The sequence below is a fragment of the Pseudomonas sp. BN607 genome, from assembly GCF_029871175.1.
Lineage (GTDB): Bacteria > Pseudomonadota > Gammaproteobacteria > Pseudomonadales > Pseudomonadaceae > Aquipseudomonas.
In genome coordinates, this window is record NZ_SSOE01000015.1 from 90,692 (window position 1) to 105,834 (window position 15,143).

Below are 15,143 nucleotides of genomic sequence, written 5' to 3' on the forward strand. Positions count from 1 at the left end.
GAACCGGTATGCGCTCTGAGGTGATGTCTGTCAGCAGTGTGCGCCTGTTCCGCCTGGCGCTTGGGACTTTGCTTTTGCTGGCCGGCACCGCGCTGCTGGTAGCGCGTGGCCTTGCCTGGCTGGACCTGGAGCCACGCATGCTGCGCGCCCTGGAGGGCGGCGCAGTATGCGCACTCGGCACGGCGTTGGGCGCAGTACCGGTACTGGTCATTCGCAACATGCCGGTGGCACTGGCCGATACGCTGCTGGGCTTCGGCGCTGGCGTGATGCTGGCAGCCACCGCGTTTTCCCTGATCATCCCAGGGCTGGGCGCCGCCCAGTCCATCGGTTTCAGCCCTTGGGGGGCGGGTGGCCTGATCAGCTTTGGCTTGTTGTTCGGTGCGCTGTGCCTGTTTCTGGTTGACCTCAAGGTCTCTGGCGCTTCGCCAGAAGCGTTGGTCGGCACCGGCAACCAGCCGGTGATTGCTGCGCGTATCTGGCTGTTTGTCATTGCCATCATCGCGCACAACATCCCCGAAGGCATGGCTATCGGTGTGTCGGCCGGTGGTGGCATGGCCGATGCCGACAGCCTGGCCATGGGCATTGCCTTGCAGGATGTGCCTGAGGGGTTGGTCATTGCGCTGGTGCTGGCCGGGGCGGGCATGTCGCGCTTCAGGGCCTTCCTGATCGGCGCCGCGTCAGGCTTGGTCGAGCCGGTGGCCGCAGTGATCTGTGCCTGGCTGGTGAACATTGCCGAACTGCTACTGCCGCTGGGCCTGGCCTGCGCGGCGGGGGCGATGCTGCTGGTAGTGACCCAGGAGATCATCCCGGAATCGCGCAGCAACGGCCATCATCGCTTGGCGAGCCTGGGGCTATGTGTTGGCTTCTGCCTGATGATGGTGATGGATACCGCGATGTCCTGATCGGTCGTCAGGACAATCGGGATGCCTGTGGGGGTGGCTTCGCGTCGCGCTTGAGGCGCACAGCGGCCCCGGCGATCCTGAGCAGCGCAGGTAAACTGCGGGTTATTCGCCTTCGTCGAAGAAGTTGTTGATCAACTCGACCAGCGCATCCATGGCATCGGTGTCCTGCTCACCCTCGGTGTGCAGGTGCACCTGGGTACCTTTACCAGCCGCCAGCATCATCACCGCCATGATGCTCTTGCCATCCACCAGTTTGTCCGGGGCGCGGCCTACACGTACTGTGCAAGGGAAGCGGCCGGCCACGCCGACGAACTTGGCTGCCGCCCGGGCATGCAGACCCAACTTGTTGATGATGGTGATTTCGCGGGCGGGCATGTAGGGTGGATCCTTGGGCTAGAGGTCGCGGTGGCGGACCTGGACGTTTTTCAGGGACTGTTGCAACTGTTGACCAAGGCGCTCGGTGATGTATACCGAACGGTGGTGACCGCCAGTGCAGCCAATGGCAATGGTGACGTAGGCGCGGTTGCTGGCGGCAAAGCGTGGCAACCACTTGAGCAGGTAGCTGGAGATATCGTTATACATGTCTTCGACATCCGGCTGTGCGGCCAGGTAATCGATAACCGGTTGATCGAGGCCGGAGTGCTCGCGCAATTCGGGCTTCCAGTACGGGTTGGGCAGGCAGCGCACATCGAACACCAGGTCGGCGTCGACCGGCATGCCGCGCTTGAAGCCGAACGACTCGACCAGAAACGCAGTGCCAGGCTCGGGCTGGTTGAGCAGGCGCAGCTTGATCGAGTCACGCAACTGGTACAGGTTCAGGTTGGTGGTGTCGATCTTGAGGTCGGCCAGGTCGGCGATCGGCCCCAGTAACTCGCTTTCTACGCGGATCGCTTCGGCGAGCGAGCGGTTGGCGTTGGTCAACGGATGGCGCCGGCGGGTTTCCGAGAAGCGCTTGAGCAGTATGTCTTCGTCGGCATCCAGATACAGCACGTCGCACTGGATGTGCCGGGCACGTGCGTCTTCAAGCAGCTCCGGGAAGCGCGTCAGGTGGCTGGGCAGGTTGCGCGCATCGATCGATACGGCCACCTTGGGTTGCAGCAGTTCAGTGTTGATCAGTGCATTTTCCGCCAACTGCGGCAGCAGCCCGGCAGGCAGGTTGTCAATGCAGTAGAAACCGTTGTCTTCCAGGACATCGAGGGCGGTGCTCTTGCCGGAGCCGGAGCGGCCGCTGACAATGATCAAGCGCATGGTCAATGCTCGTTCTGTACGTCCAGGACAACCTGGAACAGGGCCTCACTGCTGGTGGCCGCACGCAGGCGATCGCGGACCTCCTTGCGATCGAGCATGCTGGCGATCTGGCGCAGCAGTTCCAGATGCGCATCGGTGGCGGCCTCAGGCACCAGCAGGACAAACAGCAGGTCCACCGGCGCGCCATCAATGGCGTCGTAATCGATTGGGGCTTCCAGGTGCAGCAGGGCGCTGACCGGGGCGGAGCATCCTTCAAGGCGGCAGTGCGGGATGGCAATGCCGTTGCCAAAACCGGTCGAACCGAGTTTTTCCCGGGCGACCAGTTTTTCGAAGACGTCTTGCATCTCCAGTTCGGGTACTTGGCCGGCGATGACAGTGGCGACCTTTTCCAGGGCGCGCTTCTTGCTGCCGCCCGGCACGTTCACAAGCGAACGGCCGGGGGTCAGGATGGTTTCAAGTCGGATCATGGATGAGGGGGATCAGCGGGCAGCTGCACCTTGCAGCAAGCTTTGCTGTTTTTCCTTGTGTTTTTTCAGTTGGCGGTCGAGCTTGTCGGCCAAGGCGTCGATCGCTGCATACATGTCTTCGTGTTCGGCGTTGGCTACCACTTCACCGCCGGGAATCTGCAGGGTCGCCTCGACCTTCTGTTGCAGCTTCTCGACCTTCATGATGACCTGCACGTTGGTGATCTTGTCGAAGTGACTTTCCACGCGGGCGAGCTTTTCAAGCACGTAATCGCGCAGTGGCTGGGTGACTTCTACATGCTGTCCACTGATATTGACTTGCATACAGCTTCTCCTTTGTTGCCCGTGCATAAAGAGGCAGGTATTGCACCTGCCCCACAAACGCTGTGGCACATCCCAGGGGCTACATCAGTCGCTTGCGCTCGCTCGACGGTGCGATGCCGAGGGACTCGCGGTACTTGGCGACGGTGCGACGGGCTACCTGGATGCCTTGTGCCTCCAGTAAACCAGCGATCTTGCTGTCACTCAATGGCTTTTTCTGATTTTCCGCCGCAACCAGTTTCTTGATGATCGCGCGGATCGCTGTGGACGAGCATTCTCCGCCTTCTGCGGTGCTTACGTGGCTGGAGAAAAAGTATTTCAGTTCGTAGATGCCACGCGGGGTATGCATGTATTTCTGCGTGGTAACCCGCGAAATCGTCGACTCGTGCATGCCCACTGCCTCGGCGATGTCATGCAGCACCAACGGCTTCATGGCCTCGTCGCCGTGGTCGAGGAAGCCACGCTGGTGCTCGACGATTTGCGTGGCCACCTTCATCAGGGTTTCGTTGCGGCTTTGCAGGCTCTTGATGAACCAGCGCGCTTCCTGCAGCTGGTTGCGCATGAACGTGTTATCTGCGCTGGTGTCGGCTCGTCGCACGAAGCCGGCGTACTGCGGGTTTACGCGCAGGCGCGGGATGGCTTCCTGGTTCAGCTCGACCAGCCAGCGATCGCTGTCCTTGCGCACGATCACATCAGGTACCACGTATTCGGGTTCGCTGGACTCGATCTGCGAACCGGGGCGCGGGTTGAGACTTTGCACCAGCTCGATCACCTGGCGCAGCTCGTCTTCCTTGATTTTCATGCGCCGCATCAGCTGGCTGTAGTCACGGCTGCCGAGCAGATCGATGAAGTCGGTGACCAGGCGCTTGGCTTCGCTCATCCACGGGGTGTTGGCGGGCAGCTGGCGCAGTTGCAGCAGCAGGCATTCACCCAGGTTGCGGGCGCCGACGCCGGCCGGTTCAAACTGCTGGATGCGGTGAAGCACCGCTTCGACCTCGTCCAGCTCGATATCCAGCTCCGGGTCGAAGCCTGCGCAGATCTCCTCGAGGGTGTCTTCCAGATAGCCCTGACCGTTGATGCTGTCGATCAGGGTCACGGCGATCAGCCGGTCGGTGTCGGACATCGGGGCCAGGTTCAGCTGCCACAGCAGGTGGCTTTGCAAGCTTTCGCCGGCCGATGTGCGGGTGGTGAAGTCCCACTCGTCGTCATCGTTGCTTGGCAGGCTGCTGGCACTGGTCTGGTAGATGTCTTCCCAGGCGGTGTCGACCGGAAGCTCGTTGGGGATACGCTCGCTCCACTCACCGTCTTCCAGGTTGTCGGCACTCACGGTGCTTTCCTGGAAGCTGTTGTCCTGGACTTCGGCGGCCGGCTTGTTCTCGGCGTTGTCCGCCATCGGGTCGCTATTGTCGAAGTCGTCGCCGTCTTCCTGACGTTCGAGCATCGGGTTCGACTCCAGCGCTTCCTGGATTTCCTGTTGGAGGTCCAGGGTGGATAGCTGGAGCAGGCGGATGGCCTGTTGCAACTGCGGTGTCATCGTCAGTTGCTGGCCCATTTTTAGGACGAGCGATGGTTTCATGGCTGGGGCTTAATACCTTGTTCGCCGGCGCGCATGCGCCATCCACTACACGAGGGCGCCGGGGCGCCAGATCAAGCAAGTTTTATGCCTTAAATTGTAGCGTTTGCCTAGAGTACCGTAACAACTTTAACCCGGGTCTCGGGGCTATTAGCCAGTACTCCAGGCCTGTGCCAGGGTCAGAGGCGGAACTCGTGGCCCAGGTAAACCTCTTTGACCAGATCGTTGGCCAGGATGGTTTCGGCGTCGCCTTCAGCGATCAGCCGGCCATCGTTGACGATATAGGCGGTTTCGCAGATATCCAGTGTCTCGCGCACGTTGTGGTCGGTGATCAGTACACCGATGCCCTTGGCCTTGAGGTGGTGGATGATCTGCTTGATGTCGCCGACCGAGATCGGGTCGACACCGGCAAAGGGTTCGTCCAGCAAGATGAATTTGGGCGCGGTCGCCAGTGCACGGGCAATCTCGACGCGACGGCGTTCACCGCCGGACAGGCTCATGCCGAGGTTGTCGCGGATATGGCTGATGTGGAACTCCTGCAGCAGGCTTTCCAGCTCTTTGCGCCGGCCGTCGCGGTCGAGGTCCTTGCGGGTCTCGAGGATGGCCATGATGTTATCGGCCACCGACAGCTTGCGGAAAATCGACGCTTCCTGCGGCAGGTAGCCGATGCCGGCGCGGGCACGGCCGTGCATGGGCTGATGGCTGACATCGAGGCTATCGATCAGCACCCGGCCCTGTTCGGCCTGGACCAGCCCGACGATCATGTAGAAGCAGGTGGTCTTGCCGGCGCCGTTGGGGCCGAGCAGGCCGACGATCTGGCCGCTGTCGATTGACAGGCTGACGTCACGTACCACCTGTCGCCCCTTGTAGCTCTTGGCCAGGTGCTGGGCTTTGAGGGTTGCCATTTACTCGGCCTTCTTCTTGGGCTGGATCACCATGTCGATACGCTGACGCGGTGAGGTCACGTTGCCACCACGACCGGCGGTCGCCACCTGGGTCTGGGTGTTGTAGACGATTTTCTCGCCCTCGGTGGTGTTGCCTTCGTTTTCGACCTTGGCGCGATCGGTAAGGATCACCAGGTCTTTTTGCGACTGGTACTGGATGGTTACGCCCCAGCCTTTCATCTTGTCCGGCTTGGCCGCGCTCTGCTGCTGCTCGAAGTAGGCCAGGTTGCCCACCGAGGTCACCACGTCGATATCGCCAGAGGCGGAGCGAGTGATGGTCACGGTGTTGCCTTTGATCATCATCGAACCCTGGGTGATGATCACATCGCCGGTGTAGGTGGCCACGCCTTGCTTGTCATCCAGGTGGGCATTATCGGCCTGGATGCGAATAGGCTGGTCACGGTCATTCGGCAGGGCGAGGGCGCTCGCGCTTCCCAGTGCTGCGCTCAGGCTGAGCAAAAGGGGGAGGGTTTTAACGAGCCTCATACTGTCCTCTTACGTTAGAGAGCAAGTCCATCTTGCCTTCTTTCAAATACGCTTTCATTCCTTTGCCCGTAGTTGTGCCACCGGCGCCGTCGATTCTAACGGCTTGCTCGGTCTGCGCATATTGCTTCTGCGGGAACACGGTCATGCGTGAGCTGGTAATGATGATTTCGCGCTGTTTTTCGTCGGTGCGGGCAACCCGGACGTTGTCGATCAGTTCGACCTCGGTGCCGTCCGGGTTCACCTCGGCGCGGGTGCTCTGTACGTGCCACGGGAACTCGGTACCGCGGTACAAGTGCAGGTCCGGGGTGGTCAGCAGGGTGATTTCACTGGCCTTGAGGTGTTCGACCTTGTCCGCGGTCATTTCGTACTGCAGTTTGCCATCGGGCAGGAACTGCAGGCTGTGGGCATTGATCGCGTAATAGTCGATGGCGCTTTCGTCAACCTGGGCTACTGGCTTGTCGAGGAAGCTTTCCGGGCTGACATTCCAGTAGCCAATGGCTACCAGCAGGGCGGCGATCGCCCCGAGCAGCACAATGTTTCGGGCTTTCTTGCTGAACATGGGCAGCCTTACAGGTAGTTGGCGTTGGCAGCGTCCAGGGTACCCTGGGCCTGCATGATCAGTTCGCAGAATTCACGGGCCGCGCCTTCGCCGCCCCGTGCCTGGGTCACGCCGTGGGCATGCTGGCGTACGAACGGCGCGGCATTGGCGACCGCCATGCCCAGTGCTACCCGGCGGATGACTGGCAGGTCGGGCAGGTCGTCCCCCAGGTAGGCCACTTGATCATAGCTTAGGCCCAGTTCGGCGAGCAGGCCGTCAAGCACCACCAATTTGTCCTCGCGGCCCTGGTACAGGTGCGGGATGCCGAGGTTCTTCGCCCGGCGCTCGACCACCGGGGTCTTGCGCCCGCTGATGATCGCGGTGGTCACGCCAGAATTCATGAGCATCTTGATGCCCTGGCCGTCGAGCGTGTTGAAGGTCTTGAATTCGCTGCCGTCCTCGAGGAAGTACAGGCGCCCGTCGGTGAGCACGCCGTCCACGTCGAACACTGCCAGCTTGATGCTTTTGCCGCGTTGCATGAGGTCCTGGTTCATTCCATCGCTCCTTACATCACGCCGGCGCGCAGCAGGTCGTGCATGTTCAGGGCGCCGGTCGGGCGGTCCTCGCGGTCCACCACCACCAGCGCGCCGATTTTATGGTCTTCCATGATTTTCAGGGCCTCGGCGGCGAGCATTTCGGCGCGCGCGGTTCTGCCATGAACGGTCATGACCTGGTCGATCAGGGTAGTGTGTACATCGATGTTGCGGTCCAGGCTGCGGCGCAGATCGCCGTCGGTGAAGATTCCGGCCAGCTTGCCATCGGCTTCGACGATCACGGTCATGCCCAGGCCTTTGCGGGACATTTCCAGCAGCGCGTCCTTGAGCAGGGTGCCCCGAGGTACCTGAGGCAGCTCATCGCCGGCGTGCATCACGTTTTCGACCTTCAGCAGCAGGCGGCGGCCCAGCGCACCGCCAGGGTGCGAGAAGGCGAAGTCCTCGGCCGTGAAGCCGCGGGCCTCGAGCAGGGCGATGGCCAGGCAGTCGCCCAGCACCAGCGATGCGGTGGTCGAGGAGGTGGGGGCCAGGTTCAGCGGGCAAGCCTCTTGCTCGACGCGGGCGTCAAGGTTGACCTCGGCGGCCTGGGCCAGCGGTGAAGCGGGATTGCCGGTCAGGCTGATCAGCTTGATGCCCAGGCGCTTGATCAGTGGCAGCAGGGTGACGATTTCGGCAGTGCTGCCGGAATTCGACAGGGCAAGGATGACATCGTCGCGGGTGATCATACCCATGTCACCATGGCTGGCTTCGGCCGGATGCACGAAAAACGCCGGGGTACCGGTGCTGGCCAGGGTCGCGGCGATCTTGTTGCCGATGTGCCCGGACTTGCCCATGCCGACCACGACGACCCGGCCCTTGCTGGCCAGGATCAGTTCGCAGGCCTTGACGAAATTGTCGTCGATGCGCGCCAGCAGGCCCTCTACGGCCTCGAGTTCCAGGCGCAGGGTGCGTTGGGCGGATTGGATCAGCTCGCTGGATTGGCTCATGTCGAAAAAGCAATGCCTGATGAAAAGGCGGCGATTATAGCCGCAATGTAAGAAACCCTCACGCTTTCGATTGCCACAGGTAAAACACCGACCTGCCTGTCGCGGCGCTGAACGACTCGTTGCCCGGCCTTGGGGCGGCGCTGTCAGCGGTGCTATAGTTCGCCGCTATTCGGCCTGTCAGGGGTGCGTGTGCCTTCCAGATGGAGGCCGGCGTCCATATGGACGAGGCTGCATCAGCAAGGAGTCTAGATGAGTGTGGATAGCGCCTACGCGGTCGAGTTGAAGGGTGTTACCTTCAAACGCGGTTCGCGCAGCATTTTCAGCAACGTCGACATTCGCATCCCGCGCGGCAAGGTCACCGGTATCATGGGGCCATCGGGTTGCGGCAAGACCACGTTGCTCCGCCTGATGGGCGCGCAGCTGCGCCCCTCCGGCGGTGAGGTATGGGTTGCCGGGCAGAACCTGCCGACGCTGTCGCGCAGTGACCTGTTCGACGCCCGCAAGCAAATGGGGGTGCTCTTCCAGAGCGGTGCATTGTTCACCGACCTCGATGTGTTCGAGAACGTTGCGTTCCCGTTGCGCGTGCATACGCAGCTGTCGGACGAAATGATCCGTGACATCGTGTTGATGAAGCTGCAGGCCGTGGGCCTGCGCGGTGCCATCGACCTGATGCCCGACGAGCTGTCCGGTGGCATGAAGCGCCGTGTCGCACTGGCCCGGGCGATTGCCCTGGACCCGCAGATTCTCATGTACGACGAACCGTTCGTCGGCCAGGACCCGATCGCCATGGGCGTACTGGTGCGCCTCATCCGTCTGCTCAACGATGCCCTGGGCATCACCAGCATCGTGGTTTCCCATGATCTGGCGGAAACCGCCAGTATCGCGGACTACATCTATGTGGTCGGTGATGGCCAGGTGCTGGGCCAAGGCACGCCTGACGAGCTGATGGGCTCGGACAACCCGCGGATTCGTCAGTTCATGAAAGGCGACCCGGACGGCCCGGTTCCCTTTCACTTTCCTGCGCCTGACTACCGCGCCGACCTGCTGGGGGCGCGTTGATGCGCAGAAAATCCTTACTCGAACGTGTCCGCCTGCTGGGCCGCTCGGCAATCGACGTGGTGGCGGTACTGGGGCGCTCCTGCCTGTTCCTGTTCCATGCACTGGTCGGTCGCGGCGGCATCGGTGGCGGCTTCCAGTTGCTGACCAAGCAGCTGTACTCGGTGGGCGTGCTGTCGCTGGCGATCGTCGTGGTGTCAGGCGTGTTCATCGGCATGGTGCTGGCGCTGCAGGGCTACAGCATCCTGACCAAGTACGGCTCGGAGCAGGCGGTGGGGCAGATGGTCGCCCTGACCCTGCTGCGTGAGCTTGGCCCGGTGGTGACAGCATTGCTGTTCGCCGGTCGCGCCGGTTCCGCCCTGACCGCCGAAATTGGCAACATGAAGTCCACCGAGCAGCTGTCGAGCCTGGAAATGATCGGCGTCGACCCGCTCAAGTACATCGTTGCACCACGCCTGTGGGCCGGTTTCATCTCGCTGCCGTTGCTGGCGCTGATCTTCAGCGTGGTTGGCATCTGGGGCGGGTCGTGGGTGGCGGTGGACTGGCTGGGCGTCTACGAAGGCTCGTTCTGGGCCAACATGCAGAACAGTGTTTCTTTCACCGACGACGTGCTCAACGGCTTGATCAAGAGCCTGGTATTCGCCTTCGTCACGACCTGGATCGCCGTTTTCCAGGGGTACGACTGCGAGCCCACCTCAGAAGGGATCAGCCGTGCCACCACCAAGACCGTGGTCTACGCCTCGTTGGCAGTGCTGGGTCTGGACTTTATTCTGACCGCCTTGATGTTTGGAGATTTCTGATGCAAAACCGCACCCTGGAAATCGGTGTCGGCCTGTTCCTCCTGGCCGGGATCCTGGCGCTGCTGCTGCTGGCCCTGCGTGTCAGCGGGCTGTCGGCCAGCCCGAGCAGCGATACCTATAAAGTTTATGCCTACTTCGACAATATCGCCGGTTTGACGGTCAGAGCTAAAGTGACCATGGCCGGCGTGACCATCGGCAAGGTCACCGCCATCGATCTGGACCGTGATTCCTACACCGGTCGGGTGACCTTGCAGCTGGACAAGTCGGTGGACAACCTGCCGACCGACTCCACTGCCTCGATCCTGACCGCTGGTCTGCTTGGCGAGAAGTACATCGGCATCAGCGTGGGCGGTGAGGACGAAGTGCTCAAGGACGGCGCGACCATCCACGACACCCAGTCGGCACTGGTGCTGGAAGATCTGATTGGCAAGTTCCTGCTCAACTCCGTTGGCAAGGAACCGAAAGAAGCGCAACCGGCTAATTAAGGAGTTTCCATGATTTCGATCCTGCGACGTGGCCTGCTGGTTCTGCTGGCGGCCTTCCCCCTGCTGACCATGGCGGCGCAAACCCCGCACGATGTGGTTCAGGGCACCACCACTGAACTGCTCGGCGACCTCAAGGCCAACAAGGAACAGTACAAGTCCAACCCCAACGCCTTCTACGATGCGCTCAACCGCATTCTTGGCCCGGTGGTGGACGCGGACGGTATTTCCCGCAGCATCATGACCGTCAAGTACTCGCGCAAGGCTACCCCGGAGCAGATGCAGCGCTTCCAGGAAAACTTCAAGCGCAGCCTGATGCAGTTCTACGGCAACGCGCTGTTGGAGTACAACAACCAGGGCATTACCGTCGACCCGGCCAAGGCTGATGACGGCAAGCGTGCCAGCGTCGGCATGAAGGTCACCGGCAACAACGGTGCCGTATACCCGGTGCAGTACACCCTGGAAAACATCGCCGGTGAGTGGAAGGTGCGTAACGTCATCGTCAACGGCATCAATATCGGCAAGCTGTTCCGCGACCAGTTCGCCGATGCCATGCAGCGCAACGGCAACGACCTGGACAAGACCATCGACGGCTGGGCCGGCGAAGTGGCCAAGGCCAAGCAGACTGCCGACAGCTCGCCGGAGAAGACCGTCAAATGAGCGAGGCTGCCGTAAGCATGGTCGAGCCGGGCGTGTTGTGCCTGGCCGGCGTGCTGGACTTCCGCAGCGGGCCGGCCTTGCGCAAGCAAGGCAAGGCGTTGATCGCGGCTAGCCGTGACGCGCAACTGGTGCTTGATTGCACGGCAGTACAGCGCTCCACCAGTGTCGGCCTGTCGCTGCTGCTGGCGTTCATGCGTGATGCCCAGGCGGCCGGCAAGGCTTGCCAGGTGCGCGGCATGCCTGACGACATGCGTGAAATTGCCGAGGTCTATGACCTCGATGAAGTGCTGGCAACCTGATGGCCCGGCACGGATGATGGCCCCTCGGTCAGCGAAGCCCTCGTTGGGCTTCGCAGGCGAGGGGCTTTTTTGTATGATGGCCGACCCGTGCGCATCGGGCGCCGATTGAGGTTGAGCATGCAGGCCGTAGAAGTTAAAAGCTTCCTTGAAGAGAAATTGCCGGGTTCCCGGGTCGAAGTTGAAGGCGAAGGCTGCAACTTCCAGTTGAACGTGATCAGCGACGAGTTGGCTGGCCTGAGCCCGGTCAAACGCCAGCAGGCGATCTATGCTCACCTGAATCCGTGGATCGCCAATGGCAGCATCCATGCGGTAACCATGAAATTTTTCAGCAGCGCAGCCTGGGCTGAGCGCACCTGAGCCAACTTGGCGGCGAGATTCCAATGGACAAACTGATTATTACTGGCGGCGCTCGCCTTGACGGCGAGATCCGCATTTCGGGCGCGAAGAACGCAGCCCTGCCGATTCTGGCGGCGACCCTGCTGGCCGATGGCCCGGTCACCGTGGGCAACCTGCCACACCTGCACGACATCACCACCATGATCGAGCTGTTCGGGCGCATGGGCATTGAGCCGGTGATCGACGAAAAGCTGGCGGTGGAGATCGACCCGCGTACTATCAAGACCCTGGTCGCGCCTTACGAGCTGGTCAAGACCATGCGTGCCTCGATCCTGGTGCTGGGCCCGATGGTCGCTCGGTTCGGTGAGGCCGAAGTGGCCCTGCCTGGCGGTTGCGCCATTGGCTCGCGCCCGGTCGACCTGCACATCCGTGGCCTCGAAGCCATGGGCGCGAAGATTGAAGTCGAAGGCGGCTACATCAAGGCCAAGGCGCCGGAAGGTGGCCTGCGCGGTGCGCACTTCTTCTTCGATACCGTCAGCGTTACCGGTACCGAGAACATCATGATGGCCGCTGCCCTGGCCAAGGGCCGCAGCGTGCTGCAGAACGCCGCGCGCGAGCCTGAAGTGGTCGACCTGGCCAACTTCATCAACGCCATGGGCGGCAACATCCAGGGCGCTGGCACCGACACCATCATCATCGATGGCGTCGAGCGCCTGGCATCGGCCAGCTACCGCGTAATGCCTGACCGCATCGAAACCGGTACCTACCTGGTTGCCGCTGCCGTAACCGGTGGCCGCGTCAAGGTCAAGGACACCGACCCGACCATCCTTGAAGCGGTACTGGAAAAACTCAAGGAAGCCGGCGCCGACATCAACACCGGTGAAGACTGGATCGAGCTGGACATGCATGGCAAGCGGCCAAAAGCCGTCAACCTGCGCACCGCCCCGTACCCGGCATTCCCGACCGACATGCAGGCGCAGTTCATTTCGCTGAACGCCATTGCCGAGGGCACTGGTGCAGTCATCGAAACCATCTTCGAAAACCGCTTCATGCACGTGTACGAAATGCACCGCATGGGTGCGCAGATCCAGGTCGAAGGCAACACCGCCATCGTCACCGGGGTCAAGACGCTGAAGGGCGCCCCGGTGATGGCCACCGACCTGCGTGCTTCCGCCAGCCTGGTGCTGTCGGCACTGGTAGCCGAAGGCGATACCCTGATCGACCGCATCTACCACATTGACCGTGGCTACGAGTGCATCGAAGAAAAACTGCAGATGCTCGGCGCGAAAATCCGCCGCGTACCGGGCTAGTAGCCCACTGGTGCATGGACGCACCATTCGAATTGAATGCGGCCAGGTCGATGACCTGGCCGGCAGTAGCCGCTTAAGGACCGACGTTCCAATGTTGACCATCGCGCTTTCCAAAGGCCGTATTCTCGACGATACCTTGCCGTTGCTGGCCGAGGCCGGCATCGTGCCGACCGAGAACCCGGACAAGAGCCGCAAACTGATCATCCCCACCACGCAGGCCGACGTGCGCCTGCTGATCGTGCGTGCCACCGACGTGCCGACCTATGTCGAGCATGGTGCCGCCGACCTGGGTGTGGCCGGCAAGGACGTGCTGATGGAGTACGGTGGCCAGGGCCTGTATGAGCCGCTGGACCTGCAGATTGCCCAGTGCAAGCTGATGACTGCTGGTGCAGTCGGTGCTGCCGAGCCCAAGGGCCGCCTGCGGGTCGCCACCAAGTTCGTCAACGTAGCCAAGCGCTACTACGCCGAACAGGGCCGTCAGGTTGACATCATCAAGCTGTATGGCTCGATGGAACTGGCACCGCTGATCAACCTCGCCGACAAGATCATCGACGTGGTCGACACCGGCAACACCCTGCGTGCCAACGGCCTGGAGCCCCAGGAACTGATCGCCACGATCAGCTCGCGCCTGGTGGTCAACAAGGCCTCCATGAAAATGCAGCATGCCCGTATCCAGAGTCTGATCGACACCCTGCGCGGGGCGGTCGAATCGCGACACCGCGGCTGATACCTCCTGCGCGCGACCCTCGCGGTCGCGCCCGTCTATCCGCGTCATAGCCATTTTTCTCGGGTGCCCGCGCGGATGGACTGGTAGCCTAGGGCGCCTGAGCATTCGCTAATAATCGAGGCCCTCGCCATGACCGTGTCCACTGCAATTGCCCGTCTCAATGCTGCTGATCCGGATTTCGCCCGACATCTGGATCATCTGCTGAGCTGGGAAAGTGTGTCCGATGACGCGGTCAACCAGCGCGTGCTCGATATCATCAAGGCTGTGCGTGAGCGCGGCGACGCGGCGCTGGTGGAATTTACCCAGCGTTTCGATGGTGTTGACGCCAAGTCGATTGACGACCTGATCCTCAAGCGCGACCGCCTGGAGCTGGCGCTGACCCGCATTACCCCGGTGCAGCGCGAAGCGCTGGAAAAAGCCGCTGAGCGTGTGCGCATCTACCACGAGCGGCAGAAGCAGGATTCCTGGCAGTACACCGAAGCCGATGGCACCGTGCTGGGGCAGAAAGTCACGCCCTTGGACCGTGCCGGTCTGTATGTGCCGGGCGGCAAGGCGTCGTACCCGTCTTCGGTGCTGATGAACGCCATCCCGGCCAAGGTGGCCGGTGTAGCTGAAGTGGTGATGGTGGTGCCGACCCCACGTGGCGAGGTCAACGAGCTGGTGCTGGCCGCTGCGTGCATTGCCGGTGTCGATCGCGTGTTCACCGTCGGTGGTGCCCAGGCCGTCGCGGCGTTGGCCTACGGCACCGAGAGCGTGCCGCAGGTGGACAAGATCGTCGGCCCGGGCAACATCTACGTTGCCACCGCCAAGCGCCACGTATTTGGCCAGGTGGGCATCGACATGATCGCCGGCCCGTCCGAAATCCTCGTGGTGTGTGACGGCCAGACCGACCCGGACTGGATCGCCATGGACCTGTTCTCCCAGGCCGAGCACGATGAAGATGCCCAGGCCATTCTGGTCAGCCCGGATGCCGCCTTCCTCGACCGTGTTGCCGCCAGCATCGACAAGCTGATGCCGACCATGGAGCGCGCCGAAATCATCGAGAAGTCGATCAATGGCCGTGGCGCCCTGATCCAGGTGCGGGACATGCAGCAGGCCATCGAGGTCGCCAACCGCATTGCGCCAGAGCACCTGGAGCTGTCGGTAGCCGACCCGCAGGCCTGGCTGCCGCAGATTCGCCACGCAGGCGCGATCTTCATGGGCCGCCACACCAGCGAAGCGCTGGGCGATTACTGCGCCGGTCCTAACCACGTACTGCCAACGTCCGGCACCGCGCGTTTCTCGTCGCCGCTGGGGGTGTATGACTTCCAGAAGCGTTCTTCGATCATCTTCTGCTCCGAACAAGGTGCGTCCGAGCTGGGCCACACTGCTTCGGTCCTGGCCCGTGGCGAGTCGCTGACCGCCCACGCCCGCAGCGCTGAATACCGTATCCTGGCCCAAGAGAAGGGGAACTGAGC

The 15,143-nt window shown here is 62.0% G+C and carries 20 protein-coding genes; 10 read left to right on the plus strand and 10 right to left on the minus strand.

Annotation, left to right across the window (positions count from 1 at the left end):
* Positions 1-8 precede the first annotated feature (8 nt).
* Positions 9-902, plus strand: coding sequence for a ZIP family metal transporter (locus E8E68_RS00505; protein ID WP_266028468.1), 894 nt, complete (start codon positions 9-11; stop codon positions 900-902).
* 102 nt (positions 903-1,004) lie between these two features.
* Here E8E68_RS00505 and E8E68_RS00510 read toward each other — a convergent pair whose 3' ends face one another.
* The 10 genes from E8E68_RS00510 to E8E68_RS00555 all read right to left on the minus strand — a co-directional run bounded on the left by E8E68_RS00510 (position 1,005) and on the right by E8E68_RS00555 (position 8,016).
* Positions 1,005-1,277 carry an HPr family phosphocarrier protein gene (locus tag E8E68_RS00510; protein WP_110744875.1) on the minus strand — a complete coding sequence of 91 codons (273 nt, stop codon included), beginning with the start codon at positions 1,275-1,277 and terminating at the stop codon, positions 1,005-1,007.
* Positions 1,278-1,295: 18 nt separating this feature from the next.
* On the minus strand, positions 1,296-2,150 hold the full coding sequence (gene rapZ / locus E8E68_RS00515; protein WP_266028467.1) for an RNase adapter RapZ: 855 nt from the start codon (positions 2,148-2,150) through the stop codon (positions 1,296-1,298).
* A gap of 2 nt (positions 2,151-2,152) precedes the next feature.
* Positions 2,153-2,617 carry a PTS IIA-like nitrogen regulatory protein PtsN gene (gene ptsN / locus E8E68_RS00520; RefSeq protein WP_266028465.1) on the minus strand — a complete coding sequence of 155 codons (465 nt, stop codon included), beginning with the start codon at positions 2,615-2,617 and terminating at the stop codon, positions 2,153-2,155.
* Between the two features lie 12 nt (positions 2,618-2,629).
* On the minus strand, positions 2,630-2,938 hold the full coding sequence (raiA, locus tag E8E68_RS00525) for a ribosome-associated translation inhibitor RaiA (RefSeq protein WP_003255135.1): 309 nt from the start codon (positions 2,936-2,938) through the stop codon (positions 2,630-2,632).
* Between the two features lie 79 nt (positions 2,939-3,017).
* Entirely contained in the window at positions 3,018-4,511 is a 1,494-nt protein-coding gene (locus E8E68_RS00530; protein WP_110744872.1) for an RNA polymerase factor sigma-54, read from the minus strand.
* Positions 4,512-4,687: 176 nt separating this feature from the next.
* Positions 4,688-5,413, minus strand: coding sequence for an LPS export ABC transporter ATP-binding protein (gene lptB, locus E8E68_RS00535; RefSeq protein WP_110744871.1), 726 nt, complete (start codon positions 5,411-5,413; stop codon positions 4,688-4,690).
* On the minus strand, positions 5,414-5,938 hold the full coding sequence (gene lptA, locus E8E68_RS00540) for a lipopolysaccharide transport periplasmic protein LptA (protein ID WP_063911362.1): 525 nt from the start codon (positions 5,936-5,938) through the stop codon (positions 5,414-5,416).
* Positions 5,925-6,497 (minus strand): LPS export ABC transporter periplasmic protein LptC, encoded by a 573-nt coding sequence (gene lptC, locus E8E68_RS00545; protein WP_266028461.1) that lies wholly within the window; start codon positions 6,495-6,497, stop codon positions 5,925-5,927. Before lptC ends, lptA begins: the two co-directional genes overlap by 14 nt.
* Positions 6,498-6,505: 8 nt before the next feature.
* Positions 6,506-7,030 (minus strand): HAD family hydrolase, encoded by a 525-nt coding sequence (locus E8E68_RS00550; protein ID WP_110744869.1) that lies wholly within the window; start codon positions 7,028-7,030, stop codon positions 6,506-6,508.
* Between the two features lie 11 nt (positions 7,031-7,041).
* On the minus strand, positions 7,042-8,016 hold the full coding sequence (locus E8E68_RS00555; protein WP_266028460.1) for a KpsF/GutQ family sugar-phosphate isomerase: 975 nt from the start codon (positions 8,014-8,016) through the stop codon (positions 7,042-7,044).
* A gap of 249 nt (positions 8,017-8,265) precedes the next feature.
* Between E8E68_RS00555 and E8E68_RS00560 the strand changes: the two genes are divergently transcribed.
* From E8E68_RS00560 to hisD, 9 genes are all read left to right on the plus strand, one after another.
* Positions 8,266-9,075 carry an ATP-binding cassette domain-containing protein gene (locus E8E68_RS00560; protein WP_110744867.1) on the plus strand — a complete coding sequence of 270 codons (810 nt, stop codon included), beginning with the start codon at positions 8,266-8,268 and terminating at the stop codon, positions 9,073-9,075.
* The gene (gene mlaE, locus E8E68_RS00565; RefSeq protein WP_110744866.1) at positions 9,075-9,872 is read left to right on the plus strand and encodes a lipid asymmetry maintenance ABC transporter permease subunit MlaE; all 798 of its coding nucleotides are present in this window, start codon (positions 9,075-9,077) and stop codon (positions 9,870-9,872) included. The genes E8E68_RS00560 and mlaE overlap by 1 nt, the downstream gene beginning before the upstream one ends.
* A complete protein-coding gene (mlaD, locus tag E8E68_RS00570) occupies positions 9,872-10,357 on the plus strand; it encodes an outer membrane lipid asymmetry maintenance protein MlaD (protein ID WP_010952152.1) in 486 nt (161 codons plus the stop codon). The genes mlaE and mlaD overlap by 1 nt, the downstream gene beginning before the upstream one ends.
* A 9-nt stretch (positions 10,358-10,366) precedes the next feature.
* Positions 10,367-11,014, plus strand: coding sequence for an ABC transporter substrate-binding protein (locus E8E68_RS00575; protein WP_110744865.1), 648 nt, complete (start codon positions 10,367-10,369; stop codon positions 11,012-11,014).
* Positions 11,011-11,313 carry an STAS domain-containing protein gene (locus E8E68_RS00580; RefSeq protein ID WP_266028457.1) on the plus strand — a complete coding sequence of 101 codons (303 nt, stop codon included), beginning with the start codon at positions 11,011-11,013 and terminating at the stop codon, positions 11,311-11,313. The genes E8E68_RS00575 and E8E68_RS00580 overlap by 4 nt, the downstream gene beginning before the upstream one ends.
* 117 nt (positions 11,314-11,430) lie before the next feature.
* Positions 11,431-11,670: a BolA family protein gene (locus tag E8E68_RS00585; protein ID WP_003255121.1), complete on the plus strand. Its 240-nt coding sequence runs from the start codon at positions 11,431-11,433 to the stop codon at positions 11,668-11,670.
* A gap of 23 nt (positions 11,671-11,693) precedes the next feature.
* Positions 11,694-12,959, plus strand: a complete 1,266-nt coding sequence (gene murA, locus E8E68_RS00590) for a UDP-N-acetylglucosamine 1-carboxyvinyltransferase (protein WP_266028455.1) — start codon at positions 11,694-11,696, stop codon at positions 12,957-12,959.
* A 91-nt stretch (positions 12,960-13,050) separates the two neighbouring features.
* Positions 13,051-13,686, plus strand: coding sequence for an ATP phosphoribosyltransferase (hisG, locus tag E8E68_RS00595; RefSeq protein WP_110744862.1), 636 nt, complete (start codon positions 13,051-13,053; stop codon positions 13,684-13,686).
* A gap of 129 nt (positions 13,687-13,815) precedes the next feature.
* A complete protein-coding gene (hisD, locus tag E8E68_RS00600; RefSeq protein ID WP_266028452.1) occupies positions 13,816-15,141 on the plus strand; it encodes a histidinol dehydrogenase in 1,326 nt (441 codons plus the stop codon).
* Positions 15,142-15,143 lie beyond the last annotated feature (2 nt).

Bases quoted from the DNA above. Each gene is read 5' to 3' on its own strand.
- E8E68_RS00505 (WP_266028468.1), top strand. From the start codon at position 9: ATGCGCTCTGAGGTGATGTCTGTCAGCAGTGTGCGCCTGTTCCGCCTG.
- E8E68_RS00510 (WP_110744875.1), bottom strand. From the start codon at position 1,277: ATGCCCGCCCGCGAAATCACCATCATCAACAAGTTGGGTCTGCATGCC.
- rapZ (WP_266028467.1), bottom strand. From the start codon at position 2,150: ATGCGCTTGATCATTGTCAGCGGCCGCTCCGGCTCCGGCAAGAGCACC.
- ptsN (WP_266028465.1), bottom strand. From the start codon at position 2,617: ATGATCCGACTTGAAACCATCCTGACCCCCGGCCGTTCGCTTGTGAAC.
- raiA (WP_003255135.1), bottom strand. From the start codon at position 2,938: ATGCAAGTCAATATCAGTGGACAGCATGTAGAAGTCACCCAGCCACTG.
- E8E68_RS00530 (WP_110744872.1), bottom strand. From the start codon at position 4,511: ATGAAACCATCGCTCGTCCTAAAAATGGGCCAGCAACTGACGATGACA.
- lptB (WP_110744871.1), bottom strand. From the start codon at position 5,413: ATGGCAACCCTCAAAGCCCAGCACCTGGCCAAGAGCTACAAGGGGCGA.
- lptA (WP_063911362.1), bottom strand. From the start codon at position 5,938: ATGAGGCTCGTTAAAACCCTCCCCCTTTTGCTCAGCCTGAGCGCAGCA.
- lptC (WP_266028461.1), bottom strand. From the start codon at position 6,497: ATGTTCAGCAAGAAAGCCCGAAACATTGTGCTGCTCGGGGCGATCGCC.
- E8E68_RS00550 (WP_110744869.1), bottom strand. From the start codon at position 7,030: ATGAACCAGGACCTCATGCAACGCGGCAAAAGCATCAAGCTGGCAGTG.
- E8E68_RS00555 (WP_266028460.1), bottom strand. From the start codon at position 8,016: ATGAGCCAATCCAGCGAGCTGATCCAATCCGCCCAACGCACCCTGCGC.
- E8E68_RS00560 (WP_110744867.1), top strand. From the start codon at position 8,266: ATGAGTGTGGATAGCGCCTACGCGGTCGAGTTGAAGGGTGTTACCTTC.
- mlaE (WP_110744866.1), top strand. From the start codon at position 9,075: ATGCGCAGAAAATCCTTACTCGAACGTGTCCGCCTGCTGGGCCGCTCG.
- mlaD (WP_010952152.1), top strand. From the start codon at position 9,872: ATGCAAAACCGCACCCTGGAAATCGGTGTCGGCCTGTTCCTCCTGGCC.
- E8E68_RS00575 (WP_110744865.1), top strand. From the start codon at position 10,367: ATGATTTCGATCCTGCGACGTGGCCTGCTGGTTCTGCTGGCGGCCTTC.
- E8E68_RS00580 (WP_266028457.1), top strand. From the start codon at position 11,011: ATGAGCGAGGCTGCCGTAAGCATGGTCGAGCCGGGCGTGTTGTGCCTG.
- E8E68_RS00585 (WP_003255121.1), top strand. From the start codon at position 11,431: ATGCAGGCCGTAGAAGTTAAAAGCTTCCTTGAAGAGAAATTGCCGGGT.
- murA (WP_266028455.1), top strand. From the start codon at position 11,694: ATGGACAAACTGATTATTACTGGCGGCGCTCGCCTTGACGGCGAGATC.
- hisG (WP_110744862.1), top strand. From the start codon at position 13,051: ATGTTGACCATCGCGCTTTCCAAAGGCCGTATTCTCGACGATACCTTG.
- hisD (WP_266028452.1), top strand. From the start codon at position 13,816: ATGACCGTGTCCACTGCAATTGCCCGTCTCAATGCTGCTGATCCGGAT.